This window comes from Staphylococcus sp. FSL K6-3157 (genome assembly GCF_038005145.1).
In the GTDB taxonomy this organism is placed as follows: domain Bacteria; phylum Bacillota; class Bacilli; order Staphylococcales; family Staphylococcaceae; genus Staphylococcus; species Staphylococcus equorum.
On record NZ_JBBOSM010000001.1, the window covers coordinates 2,445,001 to 2,468,642 of the forward strand.

16 protein-coding genes, 8 tRNA genes and 3 rRNA genes (1 of these 27 running past the window's edge) are annotated in these 23,642 nt (G+C 37.2%); all 27 read right to left on the reverse strand.

Annotated elements, in window-relative coordinates; translation table 11 throughout:
• Positions 1–1,943, reverse strand: a 23S ribosomal RNA gene (locus MHB47_RS11850); it reaches 981 nt to the left of the window's first position.
• A 288-nt stretch (positions 1,944–2,231) separates the two neighbouring features.
• Positions 2,232–3,784 (reverse strand): 16S ribosomal RNA (locus tag MHB47_RS11855).
• Between the two features lie 139 nt (positions 3,785–3,923).
• Positions 3,924–3,999, reverse strand: a tRNA-Ala gene (locus tag MHB47_RS11860).
• 17 nt (positions 4,000–4,016) lie between these two features.
• Positions 4,017–4,090 (reverse strand) — tRNA-Pro (locus MHB47_RS11865).
• Positions 4,091–4,122: 32 nt separating this feature from the next.
• A tRNA-Arg gene (locus tag MHB47_RS11870) sits at positions 4,123–4,199 on the reverse strand.
• Between the two features lie 14 nt (positions 4,200–4,213).
• Positions 4,214–4,302: transfer RNA gene (locus MHB47_RS11875), tRNA-Leu, on the reverse strand.
• Between the two features lie 8 nt (positions 4,303–4,310).
• Positions 4,311–4,385 (reverse strand) — tRNA-Gly (locus MHB47_RS11880).
• 13 nt (positions 4,386–4,398) lie between these two features.
• Positions 4,399–4,471, reverse strand: a tRNA-Lys gene (locus MHB47_RS11885).
• A gap of 6 nt (positions 4,472–4,477) precedes the next feature.
• Positions 4,478–4,553: transfer RNA gene (locus MHB47_RS11890), tRNA-Thr, on the reverse strand.
• Between the two features lie 13 nt (positions 4,554–4,566).
• A tRNA-Val gene (locus MHB47_RS11895) sits at positions 4,567–4,639 on the reverse strand.
• Between the two features lie 19 nt (positions 4,640–4,658).
• Positions 4,659–4,773 (reverse strand): 5S ribosomal RNA (rrf, locus tag MHB47_RS11900).
• Together the 16S, 23S and 5S rRNA genes with 8 tRNA genes alongside form the textbook arrangement of a ribosomal RNA operon.
• Before the next feature lie 520 nt (positions 4,774–5,293).
• Positions 5,294–6,781, reverse strand: coding sequence for a lysine--tRNA ligase (gene lysS, locus MHB47_RS11905; RefSeq protein ID WP_340756857.1), 1,488 nt, complete (start codon positions 6,779–6,781; stop codon positions 5,294–5,296).
• 264 nt (positions 6,782–7,045) lie between these two features.
• Positions 7,046–7,528 carry a 2-amino-4-hydroxy-6-hydroxymethyldihydropteridine diphosphokinase gene (folK, locus tag MHB47_RS11910; RefSeq protein WP_340756859.1) on the reverse strand — a complete coding sequence of 161 codons (483 nt, stop codon included), beginning with the start codon at positions 7,526–7,528 and terminating at the stop codon, positions 7,046–7,048.
• On the reverse strand, positions 7,528–7,893 hold the full coding sequence (folB, locus tag MHB47_RS11915) for a dihydroneopterin aldolase (RefSeq protein WP_002508758.1): 366 nt from the start codon (positions 7,891–7,893) through the stop codon (positions 7,528–7,530). Before folB ends, folK begins: the two co-directional genes overlap by 1 nt.
• Positions 7,871–8,674, reverse strand: a complete 804-nt coding sequence (gene folP / locus MHB47_RS11920) for a dihydropteroate synthase (RefSeq protein ID WP_002512522.1) — start codon at positions 8,672–8,674, stop codon at positions 7,871–7,873. The genes folB and folP overlap by 23 nt, the downstream gene beginning before the upstream one ends.
• Before the next feature lie 216 nt (positions 8,675–8,890).
• Positions 8,891–9,823, reverse strand: a complete 933-nt coding sequence (gene cysK, locus MHB47_RS11925) for a cysteine synthase A (RefSeq protein WP_002512523.1) — start codon at positions 9,821–9,823, stop codon at positions 8,891–8,893.
• A gap of 155 nt (positions 9,824–9,978) precedes the next feature.
• Positions 9,979–10,860 (reverse strand): Hsp33 family molecular chaperone HslO, encoded by an 882-nt coding sequence (hslO, locus tag MHB47_RS11930; RefSeq protein ID WP_340756862.1) that lies wholly within the window; start codon positions 10,858–10,860, stop codon positions 9,979–9,981.
• Positions 10,861–11,078: 218 nt separating this feature from the next.
• A complete protein-coding gene (gene ftsH, locus MHB47_RS11935) occupies positions 11,079–13,166 on the reverse strand; it encodes an ATP-dependent zinc metalloprotease FtsH (RefSeq protein ID WP_340756864.1) in 2,088 nt (695 codons plus the stop codon).
• 296 nt (positions 13,167–13,462) lie between these two features.
• Positions 13,463–14,002 (reverse strand): hypoxanthine phosphoribosyltransferase, encoded by a 540-nt coding sequence (hpt, locus tag MHB47_RS11940; RefSeq protein ID WP_002508753.1) that lies wholly within the window; start codon positions 14,000–14,002, stop codon positions 13,463–13,465.
• Positions 14,003–14,006: 4 nt separating this feature from the next.
• Positions 14,007–15,296, reverse strand: coding sequence for a tRNA lysidine(34) synthetase TilS (tilS, locus tag MHB47_RS11945; protein WP_340756866.1), 1,290 nt, complete (start codon positions 15,294–15,296; stop codon positions 14,007–14,009).
• 211 nt (positions 15,297–15,507) lie between these two features.
• Positions 15,508–15,906 (reverse strand): S1 domain-containing RNA-binding protein, encoded by a 399-nt coding sequence (locus MHB47_RS11950; protein ID WP_002508751.1) that lies wholly within the window; start codon positions 15,904–15,906, stop codon positions 15,508–15,510.
• Positions 15,907–16,005: 99 nt separating this feature from the next.
• Positions 16,006–16,404, reverse strand: coding sequence for a septum formation initiator family protein (locus MHB47_RS11955; RefSeq protein WP_340756869.1), 399 nt, complete (start codon positions 16,402–16,404; stop codon positions 16,006–16,008).
• 18 nt (positions 16,405–16,422) lie between these two features.
• Positions 16,423–16,686 carry an RNA-binding S4 domain-containing protein gene (locus MHB47_RS11960; RefSeq protein ID WP_002508749.1) on the reverse strand — a complete coding sequence of 88 codons (264 nt, stop codon included), beginning with the start codon at positions 16,684–16,686 and terminating at the stop codon, positions 16,423–16,425.
• The gene (locus tag MHB47_RS11965) at positions 16,683–17,876 is read right to left on the reverse strand and encodes a MazG nucleotide pyrophosphohydrolase domain-containing protein (protein WP_340756870.1); all 1,194 of its coding nucleotides are present in this window, start codon (positions 17,874–17,876) and stop codon (positions 16,683–16,685) included. Before MHB47_RS11965 ends, MHB47_RS11960 begins: the two co-directional genes overlap by 4 nt.
• The gene (locus tag MHB47_RS11970; RefSeq protein WP_340756871.1) at positions 17,876–19,423 is read right to left on the reverse strand and encodes a polysaccharide biosynthesis protein; all 1,548 of its coding nucleotides are present in this window, start codon (positions 19,421–19,423) and stop codon (positions 17,876–17,878) included. Before MHB47_RS11970 ends, MHB47_RS11965 begins: the two co-directional genes overlap by 1 nt.
• Positions 19,413–22,925, reverse strand: coding sequence for a transcription-repair coupling factor (mfd, locus tag MHB47_RS11975; RefSeq protein ID WP_340756873.1), 3,513 nt, complete (start codon positions 22,923–22,925; stop codon positions 19,413–19,415). Before mfd ends, MHB47_RS11970 begins: the two co-directional genes overlap by 11 nt.
• The gene (gene pth, locus MHB47_RS11980; protein ID WP_056935235.1) at positions 22,922–23,494 is read right to left on the reverse strand and encodes an aminoacyl-tRNA hydrolase; all 573 of its coding nucleotides are present in this window, start codon (positions 23,492–23,494) and stop codon (positions 22,922–22,924) included. The genes mfd and pth overlap by 4 nt, the downstream gene beginning before the upstream one ends.
• Positions 23,495–23,642 lie beyond the last annotated feature (148 nt).

Consider the following 23,642-nt stretch of genomic DNA (forward strand, 5'->3'; position numbering starts at 1 on the left):
AGTTACGGCCGCCGTTTACTGGGGCTTCGATTCGTAGCTTCGCCGAAGCTAACCACTCCTCTTAACCTTCCAGCACCGGGCAGGCGTCAGCCCCTATACATCACCTTACGGTTTAGCAGAGACCTGTGTTTTTGATAAACAGTCGCTTGGGCCTATTCACTGCGGCTCTCCTGGGCGTTAACCCTAAAGAGCACCCCTTCTCCCGAAGTTACGGGGTCATTTTGCCGAGTTCCTTAACGAGAGTTCGCTCGCTCACCTTAGAATTCTCATCTTGACTACCTGTGTCGGTTTGCGGTACGGGCACCAAAATTCTAGCTAGAGGCTTTTCTTGGCAGTGTGAAATCAACGACTCGAGGAAACAATTTCCTCTCCCCATCACAACTTGACCTTAAGAGTGCCGGATTTGCCTAACACTCAGTCTCATTGCTTGGACGTACAATCCAATAGTACGCTTCGCCTATCCTACTGCGTCCCCCCATCGCTTAAAACGAAATTTGGTGGTACAGGAATATCAACCTGTTATCCATCGCCTACGCCTATCGGCCTCAGCTTAGGACCCGACTAACCCAGAGCGGACGAGCCTTCCTCTGGAAACCTTAGTCAATCGGTGGACGGGATTCTCACCCGTCTTTCGCTACTCACACCGGCATTCTCACTTCTAAGCGCTCCACATGTCCTTGCGATCATGCTTCAACGCCCTTAGAACGCTCTCCTACCACTGTCCTTACGGACAATCCACAGCTTCGGTAATATGTTTAGCCCCGGTACATTTTCGGCGCAGTGTCACTCGACTAGTGAGCTATTACGCACTCTTTAAATGATGGCTGCTTCTAAGCCAACATACTAGTTGTCTGGGCAACGCCACATCCTTTTCCACTTAACATATATTTTGGGACCTTAGCTGGTGGTCTGGGCTGTTTCCCTTTCGAACACGGACCTTATCACCCGCGTTCTAACTCCTAAGATAAAATTGATTGGCATTCGGAGTTTGTCTGAATTCGGTAACCCGATAAGGGCCCCTCGTCCAAACAGTGCTCTACCTCCAATAATCATTACTTAAGGCTAGCCCTAAAGCTATTTCGGAGAGAACCAGCTATCTCCAGGTTCGATTGGAATTTCTCCGCTACCCACAACTCATCCGCTCACTTTTCAACGTAAGTCGGTTCGGCCCTCCATTCAGTGTTACCTGAACTTCAGCCTGGTCATGGGTAGATCACCTGGTTTCGGGTCTACGACCAAATACTCAACGCCCTATTCAGACTCGCTTTCGCTACGGCTCCACATTAACTGCTTAACCTTGCATCAAATCGTAACTCGCCGGTTCATTCTACAAAAGGCACGCCATCACCCATTAACGGGCTCTGACTACTTGTAAGCACACGGTTTCAAGTTCTATTTCACTCCCCTTCCGGGGTACTTTTCACCTTTCCCTCACGGTACTGGTTCACTATCGGTCACTAGAGAGTATTTAGCCTTGGGAGATGGTCCTCCCGGATTCCGACGGAATTTCTCGTGTTCCGTCGTACTCAGGATCCACTCAAGAGTGAACAAACTTTCGACTACAGGATTATTACCTTCTTTGATTCATCTTTCCAGATGATTCGTCTAATTTGTTCTTTTGTAACTCCGTATAGAGTGTCCTACAACCCCAACAAGCAAGCTCGTTGGTTTGGGCTCTTCCCGTTTCGCTCGCCGCTACTCAGGGAATCGATTTTTCTTTCTCTTCCTGCGGGTACTAAGATGTTTCAGTTCCCCGCGTCTGCCTTCAGATATGCTATGTATTCACATATCGATAACACGACATAACTCGTGTTGGGTTTCCCCATTCGGAAATCTCTGGATCAAAGCTTACTTACAGCTCCCCAAAGCATATCGTCGTTAGTAACGTCCTTCGTAGGCTTCTAGTGCCAAGGCATCCACCGTGCGCCCTTAATAACTTAATCTTTTCGACCTTCAACACGATAAAATCGGTTGAAAACCTAAAATGTTATTAATCTGTGAGTGTTCTTTCGAACACTAGCGATTATTTCTATTTTTTTGAATTCAAGCTTTTTAAAACTCTAATTCACTCGGTTTTGCTTGGTAAAATCATAAATTTTACTTACATATCTAGTTTTCAATGTACAAAATAACGCAATGAATACTCGTAATGAGCATTCAAAACTGAATGCAATATGTCAATGTCATTCCTCTTCATCTTCTCAAGGAAGATGTTCCGAATATATCCTTAGAAAGGAGGTGATCCAGCCGCACCTTCCGATACGGCTACCTTGTTACGACTTCACCCCAATCATTTGTCCCACCTTCGACGGCTAGCTCCATAAATGGTTACTCCACCGGCTTCGGGTGTTACAAACTCTCGTGGTGTGACGGGCGGTGTGTACAAGACCCGGGAACGTATTCACCGTAGCATGCTGATCTACGATTACTAGCGATTCCAGCTTCATGTAGTCGAGTTGCAGACTACAATCCGAACTGAGAACAACTTTATGGGATTTGCATGACCTCGCGGTTTAGCTGCCCTTTGTATTGTCCATTGTAGCACGTGTGTAGCCCAAATCATAAGGGGCATGATGATTTGACGTCATCCCCACCTTCCTCCGGTTTGTCACCGGCAGTCAACCTAGAGTGCCCAACTAAATGCTGGCAACTAAGTTTAAGGGTTGCGCTCGTTGCGGGACTTAACCCAACATCTCACGACACGAGCTGACGACAACCATGCACCACCTGTCACTTTGTCCCCCGAAGGGGAAGGCTCTATCTCTAGAGTTTTCAAAGGATGTCAAGATTTGGTAAGGTTCTTCGCGTTGCTTCGAATTAAACCACATGCTCCACCGCTTGTGCGGGTCCCCGTCAATTCCTTTGAGTTTCAACCTTGCGGTCGTACTCCCCAGGCGGAGTGCTTAATGCGTTAGCTGCAGCACTAAGGGGCGGAAACCCCCTAACACTTAGCACTCATCGTTTACGGCGTGGACTACCAGGGTATCTAATCCTGTTTGATCCCCACGCTTTCGCACATCAGCGTCAGTTACAGACCAGAAAGTCGCCTTCGCCACTGGTGTTCCTCCATATCTCTGCGCATTTCACCGCTACACATGGAATTCCACTTTCCTCTTCTGTACTCAAGTTTCCCAGTTTCCAATGACCCTCCACGGTTGAGCCGTGGGCTTTCACATCAGACTTAAGAAACCGCCTACGCGCGCTTTACGCCCAATAATTCCGGATAACGCTTGCCACCTACGTATTACCGCGGCTGCTGGCACGTAGTTAGCCGTGGCTTTCTGATTAGGTACCGTCAAGATGTGCACAGTTACTTACACATTTGTTCTTCCCTAATAACAGAGTTTTACGATCCGAAAACCTTCATCACTCACGCGGCGTTGCTCCGTCAGACTTTCGTCCATTGCGGAAGATTCCCTACTGCTGCCTCCCGTAGGAGTCTGGACCGTGTCTCAGTTCCAGTGTGGCCGATCACCCTCTCAGGTCGGCTACGTATCGTTGCCTTGGTAAGCCGTTACCTTACCAACTAGCTAATACGGCGCGGGTCCATCTATAAGTGATAGCAAAACCATCTTTTACTTTAGAACCATGCGGTTCCAAATGTTATCCGGCATTAGCTCCGGTTTCCCGAAGTTATTCCAGTCTTATAGGTAGGTTACCCACGTGTTACTCACCCGTCCGCCGCTAACTTCAAAGGAGCAAGCTCCTTATCCGTTCGCTCGACTTGCATGTATTAGGCACGCCGCCAGCGTTCATCCTGAGCCAGGATCAAACTCTCCATAAATGAATTATGATGTTTGATTAGCTCATAAAATACTAATTTGTGTGTTATCTCTAACACGTTTGAACCAACAATTTAATGTTGTGTTCGGAATTAACGTTGACATATTGCAATTCAGTTTTCAATGTTCATTTAAATAATATGGTGGAGACTAGCGGGATCGAACCGCTGACCTCCTGCGTGCAAAGCAGGCGCTCTCCCATCTGAGCTAAGCCCCCATATAAATTTTAAAGAGTCGGGAAGACAGGATTCGAACCTGCGACCCCTTGGTCCCAAACCAAGTGCTCTACCAAGCTGAGCTACTTCCCGTACATAATTTAATTGATTAACACTTTTAAAGATGGTGCGCCCGACAGGGGTCGAACCTGTAACCTCTTGATTCGTAGTCAAGTACTCTATCCAGTTGAGCTACGGGCGCTATATTAAAAATGATGGTGCCGAGGACCGGAATCGAACCGGTACGGTGATCTCTCACCGCAGGATTTTAAGTCCTGTGCGTCTGCCAGTTCCGCCACCCCGGCAAAAATAATGGAGCAGAAGACGGGATTCGAACCCGCGACCCCGACCTTGGCAAGGTCGTATTCTACCGCTGAACTACTTCTGCAAATGAAACTGTATGAGCCATAGTGGGCTCGAACCACTGACCCTCTGATTAAAAGTCAGATGCTCTACCAACTGAGCTAATGGCTCATGAAATGGTGCCGGCCAGAGGACTTGAACCCCCAACCTACTGATTACAAGTCAGTTGCTCTACCAGTTGAGCTAGGCCGGCTATCATGAAGTGATGGAGAATGACGGGTTCGAACCGCCGACCCTCTGCTTGTAAGGCAGATGCTCTCCCAGCTGAGCTAATTCTCCACATAATTTTTAATAAAGAGCCTGGCAACGTCCTACTCTTGCGGAACGTAAGTCCGACTACCATCGGCGCTAAAGAGCTTAACTACTGTGTTCGGCATGGGAACAGGTGTGACCTCTTTGCTATTGCCACCAGACAAATTAACTTACTCAATTAATAATACATTGTTTGTTAATCTTTTGCAATAGTCAATTTTACACTATCTTAAAGATTTATTTACAAGACTTTTACTTGAGTTATGTATAAAGTGCTTGTCGTTTTTGACGACTTTTATATATTAATTCATTTTCACTTTAATGTCAATACTTTTCGAACATTTCTCAAAAAGAAATATTTTAAATGCTTATATATGTCTTGTTTCGTTTCCTTAACTCGACTTGAATAATCTTATCACATAGAATCTATCTTTACCATACCTTTTTTAGTATATTATTATATTTTAATAGCATTATAATACTTAATTGTATCTTATTACTAATTTAATTAATTTATTTAGTACTTAAACCCTCTATTCTCTCTTATTTTTAGCATCTCTATAGAGATTAAAACAAAAAACAGACCATATATTACGTCTCACCAGTGTGAAATCGTAACATATGATCTAGTTTAAATGATTAAATCAATTATTACTTAGTTTAAACCAAGCTTTAAATAATCTATTTTTGTTTCATATAAGGGAATAACAATACATCACGGATAGAAGCAGAATCAGTAAGTAACATTACTAATCTATCAATACCAATACCTAAACCACCTGTTGGAGGCATTCCGTACTCTAATGCTTCAATGAAATCTTCATCCATTTCGTGTGCTTCATCATTACCTTCTTCTTTTTCTACTAATTGCGCTTCAAATCTTGCTCTTTGATCAATAGGATCATTTAATTCTGTAAATGCATTACCGTGTTCTCTACCTACTATGAATAATTCAAAGCGATCCGTAAATCTTGGGTCCTCTGGATTTTTCTTAGCTAGTGGTGAGATTTCGATTGGGTGTCCATAAATAAACGTTGGTTGAATTAATGTTTCTTCAACTTTTTGCTCAAAGAACTCATTTAAGATATGACCATATTTCATATTATCTGTTATTTCAATGCCATGTTCTTTAGCTAATGATTTAGCTTCTTCATCAGTTTGCACCTCGAAGAAGTTCACACCTGTTTCTTCTTTAACAGCATCAGCCATATGAACTCGTTTCCAATCAGATTCTAAATCTATAATTTCTTCGCCGTAGTTTACTTTAGCAGTACCAAGTACTTTTTCAGAAATATGTCTAATCATATTCTCAGTTATATCCATGATATCGTGATAATCAGCATACGCTTCATATAATTCAATCATAGTGAATTCTGGATTATGTCTTGTTGATACGCCTTCGTTTCTGAAAACACGTCCAATTTCATAAACTTTTTCTAATCCACCTACGATTAAACGTTTCAAATGTAATTCAATTGCAATTCGCATATATAATGTTGCGTCTAAAGCATTATGATGTGTTTCGAAAGGACGCGCAGCAGCTCCACCAGGAATTTGGTGCATCATAGGTGTTTCTACTTCTAAAAATCCTCTTTGATTTAAGTAATTACGCATTTCTTGTAATATCTTACTGCGGTTAATAAATGTTTGCGTGCTATCTTGATTTGTAATTAAGTCAAGGTAACGTTGACGATAACGCTGTTCGATATCTTGTAAACCGTGGAATTTATCAGGTAATGGACGTAATGCTTTAGTCAACAACGTGAATGTTTTAGCTTTAACAGACAATTCACCTGTATTCGTTTTGAACATTACACCTTCTATACCTACAATGTCTCCTAAGTCTGCAGAATTCCAAACTTCAAATTGTTCGTCTCCTACTTGGTCTTTTCTTACGTAAATTTGTATTTGACCAGTTAAATCTTGAACATGAGCAAATCCAGCTTTACCTTTTCCACGTTTAGTCATTAGACGACCGGCGATACTTACGTTGCTTTCATCTTCTTTGTCATGTAATTCTTCTTTTGTATATGCGTCCCAATCTTCATGCAATGGGGCAGCCGTAGAAGTACGTTCAAATTTTTGACCAAAAGGATCGATACCTAAATCGTATAATTCTTGTAATTTTTGACGGCGGACTTGCATTTGGTCGTTCATTTCTTCTGACATTACTTTCTCTCCTTTATGCTTCTTGTTCTAATTTTTATTATTCTTTAGCTTCAATCTTCACTTGGAACGTTTGATAGTTATCTATCATTTGTTGTTCTGTTTATTTCAAAGCTTTTCTAGTCTTACCATATAGATACAGCACACATTAAGCCCACACTCTTTTTTAACTGTACGCTTAAATGTAACGTTATCTACATTAGCCATAGGAGCAAGAATTACTCTATTATATATCTATACGACTCCCGTTTTCCACATATTTTATAACTATAAACCTTTATACTCTTTGACTGAATCGTCTGCCGTTACTATACTTCCAATTTTTTTATTGGAATGAGGTTCTACACAATCTGATGCTATATCATTTAACGGTATAAGTACAAATGCACGCTCTAGCATACGTGGATGCGGAACGCTCAAATCTTCTTCATCAATAATATGATTACCAAACAATAAAATATCAACATCTAAAGTTCTAGGGCCCCAACGTATATCTCTTACTCGGTGTAACTGCTGTTCAGTATGCAGACACTCTTTTAATAAATCTTGTGGAGTTAAGGATGTATAAATTTCAATACATTGATTTAAAAATTGTGGTTGGTCGACATAACCTACTGGCTCTGTTTCATATATCGGGGATTTTTGCGTTACTTGAATGCCATCTGTATTATCTAATATACGGATTGCTTCATCAAGTTGTGACGCTCTTTCTCCAACATTACTTCCTAATCCTAAATAAGCATATTCCATTAGAGATTCTCCCTCACTATTTCAACGCCTACACCATCATAATGGCCAGGTATAGGTGGATTTTCTTTAGTGATTCTAACTTTCGTTTCCATTACACGATTATAGTGTGAATTTATACGTTTTGCAATACGTTCAGCTAGATGCTCTAATAAATTTACAGGCTTGCCTTCCATGATTGCTTTTACCTCTTCAAAAACTTCACCATAATGGACTGTATCTGTAACCTCATCAGATTGCCCAGCCATACTCAAATCAACTTTCATTGTGACATCGACAATAAATATTTGTCCAATATCATTTTCAGCTGGCAGCGCACCATGATAACTATAGAATCTCATACCATTAAGAAATATTGTGTCGCTCATCGTCATTCTCCTTTAAATAGTCCATGCTTTGTCCTAATCGAACATTTAACGCGACATTATGAACTCTTACCGCTTTTACGCCTTTCATTATACCATACGCAGTAGTAGCTGCCGTACTTTCATCGCGTTCGGTAGGCGTTGTTTCTGTACCTATCATTTCTTTTATGAACCTTTTTCTACTTGTTGCTAATAGCACAGGATAACCTGTAGCTACCAGTTCATCTAAACGTGACATAACTTCTTTTTCTTCTTCGCGTGTTTTGGCAAAGCCAATTCCTGGATCAATCCATACTTTATGTTGAGGTATACCTGCCATTTCCGCTTTATTTGCTTGTTTTAATAAATACAGCAACATCTCATCCACTACCGGTTCTGTTCTTTGACCATCGCCATTGTGCATGAGTACAATCTCACCATTGTATTTCGCTACTACATTGAAAATACGTTCATCATAGTGTCCCGCCCATTGGTCATTAATCATCGTGGCACCTAATTTCATTGCAGCTTCTGCCACTTCACTTCGATAGGTATCTATAGATAGCTGTACATCTAATTCAGCCAACGCACTTACAACAGGGACAACACGCTCCAACTCTTCCTCAACGCTTATCTCTTCAAAACCTGGACGGGTAGATATCCCACCAACATCTATAATATCTACACCTTCGTCCATCATTTCTTTTGCTCTCTTAATCGCTTTTTCAACTGTATTATATTTACCACCATCAGAAAAAGAGTCAGGAGTTACATTTAATATGCCCATAATTTTTGTATGCGTCATAATTATTCTTCTTCCTTTCACTTTATAAATGATTTCTCTTATGTATTATAATTACTATTCTATAATAACGTTAATTTTCAATTTTTTCAGTAATCAAAACTTGAAATCACATATGCTAGTGTATTGTTTATACTTTGCTTACTATGTTTTCTTTATGTATACACAAAAAACCGACTCACATGAATATGTGGCCGGTAATTGTTAAATATATATCATTTAGTCATCAAATGAATATAACGGTGTAGAAAGATAACGCTCACCATTACTTGGTAATACAGTAACAACTGTTTTACCTTTACCTAATGATTTTGCTTTTTCAATCGCTGCAACAATCGCAGCACCTGAAGAAATACCACCTAAGATGCCTTCTTCTTTAGCAACTCTACGTGACATATCCATAGCAACTTCATTACCTACTTTGATAATTTCATCGTATATGTTTGTATCTAAAGTATCTGGTACAAATCCTGCACCTAAACCTTGTAATTTATGTGGACCTGGTTCGCCGCCACTTAAGATAGCTGAGTCTTCTGGTTCAATCGCTACAAGATTAATGTCTGGATATTTTTCTTTTAATACTTTACCCGCGCCACTAAGTGTTCCACCAGTACCTACACCAGCTAAGAATGAATCAATCGTTTTGCCTTCAAATTGTTCAACTAATTCTGGTCCAGTTGTTAATTCGTGTACACGAGGGTTTGCTGGGTTTTCGAATTGTTGCGGCTCATAATAACCGAATTCTTCTTTTAATTCTTTAGCTTTTTTGATTGCACCTTTCATTGCTTCTGATCCAGGTGTTAATACTAATTCTGCGCCGTATGCTTTTAACAAGTTACGACGTTCTTGACTCATTGTTTCAGGCATCGTAAATACTGCTTTATAACCTTTAGCTGCACAAACAAAAGCTAAGCCAATTCCTGTGTTACCACTTGTCGGTTCAACAATTGTATCACCTGGTTTAATTTTACCTGCTTGTTCAGCTTCTTCAATCATTGCTAATGCAATACGGTCTTTCACAGAGCCACCTGGATTTTGATATTCAAGTTTCACATATACGTCTGCAGCATCTTCCCCCACAACGTTGTTTAACTTAACAACAGGTGTATTGCCAATTGCTTTTACGATATTATCTACTGGTTTATTTGTCATTTAGTATTGCTCCTTTTCATTAAAAAGTTTAAAACCTACTTTTTCTCTCGGATATACTTTATATTTTATCAGATTTTTCAGCAAATACAACTATGAAGATTTAATATACCAACTTTTTTGTTCAATAGCCTAGTTCAACACCTAGTTTAAACCTTTTAGTTACTTTTTTCTATTAATCCATGTAACTCATCTTCTGAAAAATTATATTTATTTCTACAGAAATGGCATTCAACTTCGGCACCATGGTCTTTATCAATCATATCTTGAATTTCAGCTTCGCCTAAACCTTTAATAGCAGTTAAGAATTTTTCATGCCCACAATTACAATCGAATTGTGTAGGAAGATTTTCTAATAGTTGTACATTTTCTTCCCCTAGTATTTCAAAAAGAATTTCTTCAGGCGTTAAACCTTGGTCAATCAGTTTCGAAACTGGTGTCATTTGATTGATTGCAGCTTCGAGTTTATCAACTGTTTCATCGTCTGCACCTGGCATAACTTGTATTATAAAGCCACCTGCAGCTTTAATTGAATTGTCAGGGTTTACTAATACGCCTAAACCTACTGACGATGGTACTTGTTCACTTTTAGCAAAGTAATAAGTGAAGTCATCTCCTAGTTCACCAGAAACGAGTTCACTAGAACCAGAAAAGAAATCTTTCATTCCAATATCTTTTACAACTGTCAATGCACCTTCTGAACCAACTGCACGGCTAACATCTAATTTACCAGCATTATTTAGAGGGAAATGTGTTTGAGGATTCGTAACATACCCTCTTATATTCCCTTTAGCATCAGCGTCAGCAATTATTTTACCAATTGGGCCTTTTCCATCAACTGTAACTGTTAATTTTTGATTGCCTTTGAGCATTGCACCCATCATCACTGTTGCTGTCATCGTACGTCCAAGTGCTGCTGAAGCAGTTGGCCACGTATAATGTCTTGTTTGTGCTTCTTGAACACTTTCAGTTGTTAACGCACTATAAGCGCGAATTTGTCCTCCAAAAGCTAATGCTTTAACTATATAATCGTTCGTCATTTTGTTTATTTCTCCTTTAATATCATCTAGTTTTGAAAATGTTTTTCTATCTTTACTCTAAGATTGTTTTTACACTTTTTATCAATGCAATTTATTGTAATCGTTCGAGGTAGAAATTGCGAAACATCTGTTTATAAATTATTCTGTTATATTTTGCTATTAAAAAAGCTTCTTTCTACTATCAATATGATAGCAGAAAGAAGCTTTAAGTTCAGTTATTAATTTCTATTGCTTGGATCATTCGGATCGTTCGGATTGCTAGGTTTATCGATATTAGGTGCTTGTTCATGACCTGTTTCTTCAGTGTCATTGTTGTCTTGTTGTTCATTTTCTTTATCGTTATCCTGTGTTTCATCATCTGAATCTAGTTGTTCTCTACGAACGTCCTCGTAAGATTTACCGTATTTTCCTTCTTCAAAGTCATCATCTTTATGTTCTACAACTTTGGCACTATCATAATCTACTTCTGGTAGGACACCATCGTTAAATAATGATTGGATTTGTTCGGCAACTAATGTTTCTTCAGTTAATAATGATTCAGCTATTAAATCTAACTGTGATTTATGCTCTAACAAGATAGCCTTACAACGCTCGTATTGTTCTTTAATAATACGTTGCACTTCTTTATCAATTTCGTATGCAATTTGTCCTGAAAACTCAGTGTCGCCTTGCATTTCTTTTCCTAAGAAGACTTGGCCACTGTTGCTATTTGTGAATTGAACCGTTCCGATTTTTTCACTCATACCATATTCAGTAACCATTTGACGTGCAATTTGTGTCGCACGTTCAAAGTCATTAGATGCACCTGTAGACACTTCATTAAAGGTAATATCCTCAGATACACGTCCACCAAGTAGACCACAGATTTTATCTAATAATTCTTTTTCTGTCATTAAGAAGCGATCTTGTTTAGGTAACATCATTGCATAACCGCCAGCTTGTCCACGAGGTACGATTGTAACTTTGTGAACAACTTCAGCTTCATCAAGTACCATACCAATAATTGTATGACCAGCTTCATGGTGCGCTACAATATTACGTTCTTTTTCTGAGATTACGCGAGATTTCTTAGCTGGACCAGCGATAACACGGTCTGTCGCTTCTTCAATATCACGCATATCGATTTTTTTCTTACCTTCACGTACAGCAACTAATGATGCTTCGTTTAATAAGTTTTCTAAATCTGCGCCAGAGAAACCAGGTGTTCTTTCTGAAACTGCTTTTAAGTCAACTGTTTCATCAAATGGTTTGTCTTTCGCATGAACATGAAGAATTGCTTCACGGCCTTTCACATCCGGACGACCTACTTGAATTTGTCTGTCGAAACGACCTGGACGTAATAACGCTGGGTCTAAAATGTCTGGACGGTTTGTAGCAGCTATCATAATGATACCTTCATTATCACCAAATCCATCCATTTCAACTAGTAATTGGTTCAATGTTTGCTCACGCTCATCATGGCCACCACCTACACCGGCACCACGTTGACGACCAACTGCATCGATTTCATCAATAAAGATGATACAAGGGGCGTTTTTCTTAGCATTTTCGAACAAGTCACGTACACGACTTGCACCAACACCCACAAACATCTCAACGAAGTCTGAACCACTGATTGAGAAGAACGGCGTGCCGGCTTCACCAGCAACTGCACGAGCTAATAATGTTTTACCTGTACCAGGAGGGCCAACTAAAAGAACACCTTTAGGAATTCTAGAACCCATTTGTTTGAATTGTTTATTGTCTTTTAAGAAATCGACTATTTCAATTAATTCTTGTTTCTCTTCATCTGCACCAGCTACATCAGTGAAGCGTACACGTTTTTGTTGATTATCGTACGTTTTCGCTTTGGATTTACCAAAGTTCATCATACGATTACCACCGCCACCGCCGCCACCTTGGGCTTGGCTAAGGAAGAATATAAATAAAAGTGCGATAATTAATACAGGAATTAATGTTGTTAATATACTTACAAATACACTTTGCTTTTCTTCTTCTTTAACTGTAAATTTCAATCCGTCTTGACTTTGTGCTTTATCAGTTATTTTTTCTAGCTCTTTATCGTTGTTATATAAAATAGTTGAAGAATACTCTTCATCTTTATCTGTTTTACCACTTACCATATATACGTTTTGTTCAGGTTGTATTTCAAGTGATTTTAACTCACCTTTATCTAACTGCTTAACAAATTGATTATATGTAAGCTGCTTTGGCATATTCCCATTTCCGTTAAGCCACGAAAACAAGCCAAAAATAATAACGCCAATGATTGCGATAACTAGCACGTTACGAAAGGCTTTCTGCATGCGTCGTTTCCTCCTACTTCAATTATAAAACTAACAAAAATTGTAACACAACACTCGAGTTTTCGGCTACTATTTCAACTTTTGCGTTATGTTTACAATTCTTATTGTTTTACCCTTTAGTTTTATTTTTCTATTATGCTTAAAGTTAAATGAATATTATATATTGTCACGTACCCTCAAGTTTATGTATTAAATTTCAAATGATTTAAGTGTAACCCTACTTTTCACATTCACTAACTTAATTCGACTGTAACTTACAGTATATAACAACTTTTTCCGCGAATAAATTGTACTGCTTATTTTGAATAGATTTCTGGTTTCAATGTACCAATATAAGGTAAATTTCTATAATGTTCAGCGTAATCTAAACCATAGCCTACTACAAATTCGTCAGGTATCTTTTTACCTACGTATTTTGCTTCAATGTTTGCTTTACGACGGTTTGGTTTATCAAGTAGCGTAACAATTTCAAGTGAATTAACACGACGTGATTCAAGTAATTCAGTAATTGATTTTAATGTAGTACCAGTTTCTAGAATGTCTTCAATAATTAAAACATCTTTATTTTCAATAGATCCACTTAAGTCTTTCAAGATTTTTACTTCTCCTGTTGACTCGGTGCCTCCGTGATAACTAGAAACATCCATAAAGTCGATAGCTAAATGCGTATCAATGTATTTAATTAAATCTGCCATGAACATAACAGACCCTTTTAATATCCCAATACAAACAAGTGGCTTCCCTTTGTATTCCTCTGTTATTTTCTTACCTAGCTCTTCACAAATTTGATGTATATCTTCCTCTGACAATAAAATGTCTTTTAAATCATCTCGCATGTTTTCATTCCTCTCCCATATTTCGTATAAAAATTGATTGATTGTATCTATTTTTTAAATATAATGTGCCAACAGCAATAATCTCATTATATGCATTAACTATAACTGGCATTTGGTTACGTTCAGTTTGCATAACCTTTTCATCAATAAGCAGTCTACTTATCTTTTTATGCCCTTTCATACCATTCAGTTCAAATTTGTCGCCGTCTTTTCTTGTACGGATAACTATAGGATACTCGAATGTAGGAAATTCGTTAGTAATATCAATGCTATAGCGACCATAGTTGTATGCACCTGGTTGATCAATCTTAGTCGGAGCTAGTTTTTCTTTACAATTTGCCATTATTATAAATTTATCATAAGCGATGTGAATTATCCATTCATGTGTCGCATATAATGTGCATTGTGTTACATTTTCAGTAAGTTGCTGAAACCATTCATCGTAAGTTTTCTCAGTAATCGACTTATCTAATGGTAATTCAGCAAAAAGTTTATCCAAGACTGCCATTTTGACACTATGTCGTAAATTTAAAAATTGTTTTCTCGAAAAAGTAACTTCATTGTCATCATTACAAAAATCAACGAATGCCGAGATGAATGTTGTAGCTTCGTTTCGCACAACTTCTAATTGTTCATCATGCCAGTCTTTTAATTTTAGCAATTGTTCTGTAGATAAGTGTTTATTACTTTCAATGTCAGGTAATATGCGATTACGAATATCATTTCTGACGTAATGATTTTCTGTATTTGATTCATCTTCATAATATGGAACGTTATGTTTTGTTTGATAGTTACGTATTTCTGATTTCGTGGCTTCTAAAAGGGGTTTACATAAATTATAGTGACCTCTTGAAGAAAGATATGTCATACCCAAGCTACTTCTCGTAGAGCGTCCAGTCATGAGTCGATAAAATATCGTTTCAATTTGGTCATCTTGATGGTGTGCCGTAAGTAATACATCTGCCTTTAACTCGGTCATCATATCATCAAACCAATGATAACGTTCAGCTCTCGCTGCACTTTCAATACTATTACCTTTTTCAATCACAGCAGACAAGTCTAGATGTTGTACATGCAATGGAATCTGATGCTTGTCACAATACCCTTTAATAAATTGTTCTTCTGCTGCTGCAGCAGGACGAATATTGTGATTTACATGTAGACAAGTCAACTTAGTATATGAATCAGCTAAATGCGTAATCAATTGATGCAATAGCACCATGCTATCCACACCTGTAGAAACTGCCAATACAATGTGATTACTTTTATTCCAGCCTTCAGTATTTACTCTCAACTTATCTACCTCCTTGACCATAATGTTACCTTAACGATGCAAATGCTCGTAATATTATGACTTATATACAACAAAAAAAAGAGACTGTTTCCTCAAGTAAGAAAACAGTCTTAGATTGTTACGATCAAACTTAATTTTGGAAAAATTATTGTACTTTGTTTTCAAGTCGTTAAATTAATTCCTATTTCAACAGTCTTATGATATATATTTATTAACGTTTCGCGCCTTTTCCACCACGTCTAGATTCTGTTTGACGTTTAATGGATGTTAATTTATCTTCACTATCTTTCAAGAAATCTGTTAATTTCTTTTCAAAGTCCTCACCTTTTGGTTGAGGTTTTTTATAATTGGGTTTACTTTGAGGTCTACGTGGACGATCTTTTGCTTTTTTAATTGATAAACTAATTTTACCATCATCAGCAATTGAAAGCACTTTAACTTCAACTACATCTCCAACAGATAAATGATCTTCTACGTTTTCCACGTAATTATCTGCAACTTCACTTATGTGAACTAAGCCACTCTTTCCTTCAGGAAGTTCGACGAAAGCGCCAAACTTTTTAATACCAGTGACTTTACCTTTAAGCTTGTTTCCTACTTCGATTGACATATTGTAAATAAATCCTCCCGATTTGTTTCGATTTTAACCCTATTATATGCCTGTTTGCATAAATTAACAATGGTATTGTTACTTAAATGATAAATTTCACTATTTATCATCTTTTGATGATTTAGATTTCTCTTCAGATTTCTCACCAGGCAACTTGAAAATCACTTCTCCATCATTACTCAAATAATAATCATCTCGCGCAACTTTCTCTATATAACTTTTATCATTAAGATTGTTTAATTGTTCTTTTAATGCAAGTTCTTCATCTTGTTGCTTTTGATATTGTTGTTCTTTTTCTTGACGCTCAGCTGCGTCGTCTATATTACTTTGTTTTTGAGTGACAAGCATTACAGTTAAAATAATAATGAGGATAAGTAATATGCCACCAAATAAAGTAATACGTTTTCGTACGACTCGTCTTCTCATTTTTTGCTGTTGTTTCTTTTTATTTTCAGCAGAAGTGAACGTATTCCCTATGTTCTCAACTTTTTTACTCATTGCTTGTCACCTCCTTTTCTAGTCTCCACTAACCTTTTCTTCTTTGACTAATTCATACATACCTTTCGCATTTTCCTTAGTCGCATGTTCACTTAAACCAGTAACTTCAATTGTAATCACTTTTTGTCCAAATCGGATTACAAGTTCATCTGTTACTTTTACGTCAGTGCCTGCTTTTGCTACTGAACCATTCACAGTAATACGTCCTTGATCACTAATTTCTTTAGCTAAAGTACGACGTTTTACTAACCGTGATACTTTGAGATATTTATCTAATCTCATGATTTGTTTCCTCCTTGCTCTAAAATTTTTCTTAAAGCATCTGCGTCTAATGACATATTTTTTGTTTTATCATACAACTTCAAGAAATGCTCTGCAAATACTTTTTCAAATTTAACACGTTTCGTTTTACCTTCTTTTGCTTTTGCTTCTGACCATATCTGTTTTAAATCTTCTTCGTTTTCCGCTTCGGCGTCACCAAAAATGTGGGGATGTCTACGTATCATTTTTTCTGAAAGACTTTGAACCACTTCATTTATATCAAGGAATCCATCTTTTTTGCCAATACTTGTATGCAATAGTACTTGTAAAAGTATGTCCCCCAACTCTTCAATAATATGCCAATCGTCTTCGTTATCTATTGCTTCAAACAATTCAAATGTTTCTTCTAATAGATAACGTTTTAATGTGTGATGTGTTTGAACTTTATCCCAAGGACAGCCTGTTTCGTCATCAACAAGCTGGTCTATTATGCTCGCAGCAAAATAAAAATCACTATAATACGATTCTTCTTTTTCTACTTTCGGAATGAATACACTTGTCAAATTACTGAAAATAGATGCATGATGGTCTAATTCATAAAGCGGTGTTTCTATTACATTTGCAGCATTATTTTGTGCGCCATCGACGATAAACACTGTTTGCTCATCATGGTAACGTTCCATCAATGTCACTTTTAAATCACCTGCAGTCATAGGACTATAGACTTGAGTAATGAGCGTATGGGTACGAATATTTAACTGCTCTTTTTTTATAGCTGTCGCATCGAGTAATGTGAACCCGTCGTTAGGGTCTATCTTCACCGCTTCAAATATATCATCGATAAAGCTTTTGCCTCCCAAAACTTCAACCTGAAGATCATTATGTTCTTGCGCATGAGCTTCTAATTTCACAGTTGTCGTTTCAGCTACACGTGGATGTCCAGGCACTGTATAAATGACATCATCACTATGGGCCGCTTCAATGAGTTGCGACACAATACGTTCATAGACGCCCTCGAATGATGCTTGTGCCTCGTATTCACTATCAAAACTTTTGAATTGTATATTTTCTGCAGTTAATTCTTTAATTACAGGATGATCCAATGTACGCGTGTAAACCATTGTTTGTTTTTTAAGAAATTTGTAGATACCTAAAGGTAAATCATCAATACCGTAGTTACCTAAGCCAACAATTGTTATTTTACCTGACATTAATGTTTCCCTCTTTTCATATGATAAAGTTTATCGCCCAATGGTAAATGTTTTAATTCTCTATAACTCAATAAATGCATACGTACAATAGCGAAAATAATTACTAATACGCCAATAATTGCTGCGACGACTAATTCAATCAAACCTGTGATTCTACTTTGTGTAGGTACGAGCCACATTCCTAGTTGAACAGCCACTGATAGCATCACCATCGTAGCACCCAATTTAATCACGAATTTTTTCATCATCTGGAATTTATAGTGTTTTAGTACGTGATAATGTAGAACGAGCGTAAATATAATAAGTGAAATAACGGTACTGATACTGCCACCTAGCATTAATAATTGTGGTATTAACATCACATTGAGAATTATTTTACTGACCACCCCAGTGATAAATGCAAATAGCACAGGACGCACTTGGTTTTTCACTTGTAATAAAGCAATGTCCATCATTATGAGCGAAACGCATATAACTGTAAGCATATAGAGAGATAATGTACCAGTCAGACTATCGTTTTTAAAAAACACACTATTCATGACCGGCAGTAAATTAATTAATCCAATACCAGCTGCCACACTAAACATCACTGTAATCTTGATAGAGGCATTCGCATATCTATTAATCAGAATGTTGTTGCGTGCTTTAATCGCATCGGTAAGCATCGGTATAAGCACAAAACAAAATGTCGTCGTCACAATTAAACCCATTTGTATAAATGAAGCACCACGATCAAAGATACCTTTTTGTGTGGTTGCTTCTTGAAAATTTAAGCCTGAATTCTGAAGTGCATGTATAACCGTAAAGCTATCTATCACTTGCCAAACGATGACAATAAGCTGACTTACAGCAAAGATAATAATAGCCATTGATAACTTTTTCCACTCTACTATTGTCTTGTCATTTGGTTTCTTCGCTTGCTTGAGCTTAAAAGGCTTGCCTTGCATTAGGAATATACTAGATGCTAAAAAACCTACTGCTGAACCGATAATAGCTACTGTACCAGCAGTGTAAACAGACCATTGTTGTGTCATAAATAATACAATAGCAATGATGATAATTACAACACGTATCACTTGCTCTATAACTTGTGATATCGCTGGAACAGTCATATGTTGATGCGCTTGGTAGTAGCCTCTATACACTCCTAATATACCAACAAACAAGAAACTAAAACTTGCTGCTCTTAACATTGGTGTGAGGTTAGTGTCACCCATTAGGAGTGCCACCCACTTAGCACCTATAAAAACAACCAAGAAAAATGCAGTACTAATGAGTTGTAACCTAAGCAATACTTTAGTGTATTGTCTTGATTCTCCATGTGTGCCAAACGTTTGAGTGACAGCACTTGGAATTGCATTCATTGTTAAAATAACACCTAAAGCAACAATCGGATATATTTGTTGATAAGCATATAACCCTTCGTCTCCAAGTATATTTTGATACGGGACACGATAAATTGCGCTTAATATTTTAACAATAACAAGTGCAATTGTAAGAACAACTACGCCGTTGAAGGCCGTATTCTTATCGTCCTTAGATTTCATCTGATATAACCATACTTTCTTCTAGACATTTCGCTAAGAATTTCAAACTATCTAACCAGTTACTTACTTTATTTAAAGTCACTTTCATTTTACCATCTTGAACGCCAACTTTCATTGCACGGCCTAATGGTTGCGTTTGTTTAAATAACGTTTCTCCATTTATATCTGTCGTTCCCTTTTCAGACAGATAAACTTCTACATTTTTGCCTACATCTTTAATAAGTGCCACTCCAGCATTTAAAGCATGAACTTTTATCTCCATCATATCCAACAGTCTTTCTACTTCTATTGGGTAATCATTGAAACGATCAATTAATTCATCTTTAACATCCATGAGTTGTGCTTCAGTTTCAATCTTACGTAATTTTTTATAGATTTCTATTTTAGACTGTTCATTTGGAATATATTCAGCAGGTAAATAAGCATCAATATTGAGTTCAATTTCAATTTCAGGTGCATCTTGTTTCTCATCTTTAACACCACGTTTTTCATTCACTGCTTCTTCTAACATTTGTGAATAAAGGTCGAATCCAACAGAATCAATAAATCCGTGTTGTTGTTTACCCAAGAGATTACCTGCGCCTCGAATATTTAAATCACGCATAGCAATTTTAAAGCCTGAGCCTAACTCAGTAAATTCCTTAATTGCTTGCAAACGGTCTTCAGCTGTTTCTGACAATACTTTATTTGTAGGGTGTAAGAAATAAGCATAGCCAATACGGCTTGAACGTCCAACACGACCTCTCAATTGGTATAACTGGCTGAGTCCGAAACGATCCGCATCTTCGATAATAAGTGTGTTGGCATTTGGAACATCAACTCCCGTTTCAATGATTGTAGTCGTTACGAGAATGTCGTATTCATGATTAATAAAACTTAGCATTGTTTCTTCTAAGTCTCCTTCTTTCATCTGTCCATGTGCAACACCAATATTCGCTTCTGGCATTAACATTTGTAATTGCTCTCGTTTTTCATAAATAGATTGCACTTTATTATATAAATAAAAGACTTGTCCTTCTCTAGATAATTCTCTTTCTAGTGCTTCTTTAATAAAATTCGTATTCTGTTCTAATACGTAAGTTTGTACTGGAAAACGATTTTCTGGTGGTGTTTCAATCACTGATAAATCACGAACGCCCAACATACTCATGTGTAATGTACGTGGGATAGGCGTTGCTGTCAGTGTTAAAACGTCCACATTCGTTTTCAATGATTTGATTCTTTCTTTATGACGTACACCAAATCGTTGTTCTTCATCCACAATTAATAAGCCTAAATCTTTATAATGAATATCTTTACTTAATAGTTTATGCGTACCTACGACGATATCAACGAAGCCTGATTTTAATTTTTCTTTTGTTTCTTTAACTTCTTTTGTACTTCTAAAGCGACTAATGAGTTGAACTTCGATTGGAAAGTCCTGCATACGCTCAATTAATGTTTCATAATGTTGTTGAGCTAAAATTGTCGTTGGAACTAAGAAGGCAACCTGCTTTCCTTCCATAACAGCTTTAAACGCTGCACGTACTGCAACTTCTGTCTTACCATAACCAACATCACCACATAGCAATCGATCCATTGGACGTTCAATTTCCATATCCTGCTTAATTTCTTCGATTGATTTACCTTGGTCAGGCGTAAGTTCGTAAGGGAAATCTATTTCAAATTCGTTTTGTTCTGCCGTATCTGGACCATATTTATAACCTACAGACATTTCACGTTCTTTATATAGATCAATTAACTCATCAGCCATGTCTTCAACACTTTGTTGTACTTTAGCTTTTGTTTTTTTCCATTCTGTACCACCAAGTTTATTTAACCTAGGAGTCTTATCCTCTGACGCTACATATTTTTGAACTTGATCCATCTGATCAACTGGTACAAACAATTGGTCTGTCCCTTTATATTGAAGTTTAATATAATCTTTATGTACGCCACCGACTTCAAGTGTTTCAACACCTAAATATCTACCGACACCATGGTGCACATGTACGACATAATCTCCTACTTTTAAATCTTGGTATGATTTAATTTTTTCAGCGTTTGTTAGTGTCTTTTGTTGTTTTGGTTTTTTCTTTTGTTTAGATTTGAATAGTTCGCGTTCCGTCACGACGACAAGTTGCATATAGGGCAGCTCAAATCCTTCTGATAAACTACCCTCTGTAATGATCGCATTGCCCCCATCGTTTCGTTGACTTGGCGTATCGATAAATGTTGGGATATGCATTTCATTAAGCATTGATTGAATACGTTCTTTTCTCACTTCAGTTTCAGCAAGAACAACGACAGTATAATCATTTTGGATGAAGCGCTGAAATTCTGAACGCATAATATCGTATTGACCATAAAATTGCTGTACTGGCTTACATGAAAACTTGATAATTTCGTTGAGTTGAACAGGCATTGTCGCCGTGAATAATGTGAAATACGTCACTGGATAATGTTTCAATAACGCTTCAAACCCATCATATTGTAAGAAGTTTTGATCAATAAATCCTTTACCACTTTCTATCAGGTTTTGCATAAATTCATCAACTTCAGTAATAAGTGTTTGCTCAGTTTCTTTAATTCTATTATGTTCATCAACTGCAACAATAGCGTCATCTTTAAAATAATCCATAATAGTCGCTGGTTGTTCATACATAAACGACACAAGTCGACGCAGTACTTGATGATCAAACATCGTTGATTCAAAAAGTTCGAAACTTTCGTAAGTTTCTTTTAAATCATTACGTGCTGATTTTTCAATTTTTGGGCGTGTATTTTCGTAAGCCTCTTTTAATTTTAATTTTGTATGTTTAAGCACATCGTCGGTGATAATATAATCACTTGCTGTCGTAATATTGACTTCTTCGATGTTCTCTTTTGATCTTTGTGTCTCCACATCAAAATCACGAATCGAATCCACTTCAGTATCGAATAGTTCAATTCTTACTGGCTTCCCAATTAACGGGTAAATATCAACAATGCCCCCGCGTAATGAAAATTCACCTATATGTGACACTACGCTTTCCCTACGGTAGCCCATATTTACTAATTTATTTAAAAATTCATCAATTTCAATATCGTCACCTACAAATAGTGTTAACTGATGAGATTTCCACATTTCAACTGGAGTGAGCCATTTTTTCAAACCATTTAATGGTACGATAAATAACCCTCTCTTTTCTTGAGCAAGTGACGTTAGTGTACGTACACGCTCACTCATAAATTGAGGGCTTTGTGTTGAGAATTCTTCTGTCATGATATCTTGCATTGGATATTTGTAGACTTCGTCTGCATCTACAAATTGCAACAAATCACTTTCCAATTTATCTGCTTGATATAAATTATTTGTAACAACTAATAATTGTTTAGTACTGTGCAAATATTTTTCGGCTATAATTGTTGATTTAGCTGCTCCAGATAAGCCAGTTACTAGTACATTTTCTTTACCAAATACGTCGTTTAATTCTTGGTATCGTTTGTCTTCATTTATATATTGAGTAATTATTGATTTCACTTGACTTCACCATTATATTCATTCATCACACGATCAAAGCGAGAACTTTCTATATAAGCCTCAACTGCACGTGCAGAATGTTCTATTACTTTATTCATTATTTGCATTTCCTGTTTTGAAAATTTTTGTAACACATAATCGACAATTGACATACCATTTGACGGTCTATCTACACCGATTCTAATACGTTTGAATTGGTCTGTACCTAGTACTTGAATCATTGATTTGATACCATTATGGCCGCCAGCACTGCCTTTTTGTCTTAGGCGAATCTCCCCTTGTGGTAAATCTAAATCATCATATAAAACAACTAAATCATCTATAGCTATATCATAATATTTCATTAACGGACCTACCGCTTCGCCCGACAAATTCATCATTGTTAATGGTTCAATAAACATGACTTTTTCTCCACCGATGCGTTCAATCGTATAGGCACCTTTAAATTTTTGTTTATCTAATGAGAATTGATTTTGGTCTAACATGTAGTCTATAACTTCAAAACCAATATTATGTTTTGTTTGTTCAAAACGTTTACCTATATTGCCTAGGCCTACAATACATTTCATTATGTTACCTCCAATTGTTGTTATCACTTAACTATATATATATCATTTTCATGTATTTGAATTAATAAACAATTAAAAATTATTTTTTCATATCATTCACTATAATAACATAAAAAAGCACCTGCTTAACGTATTAAGCACGGTGCTT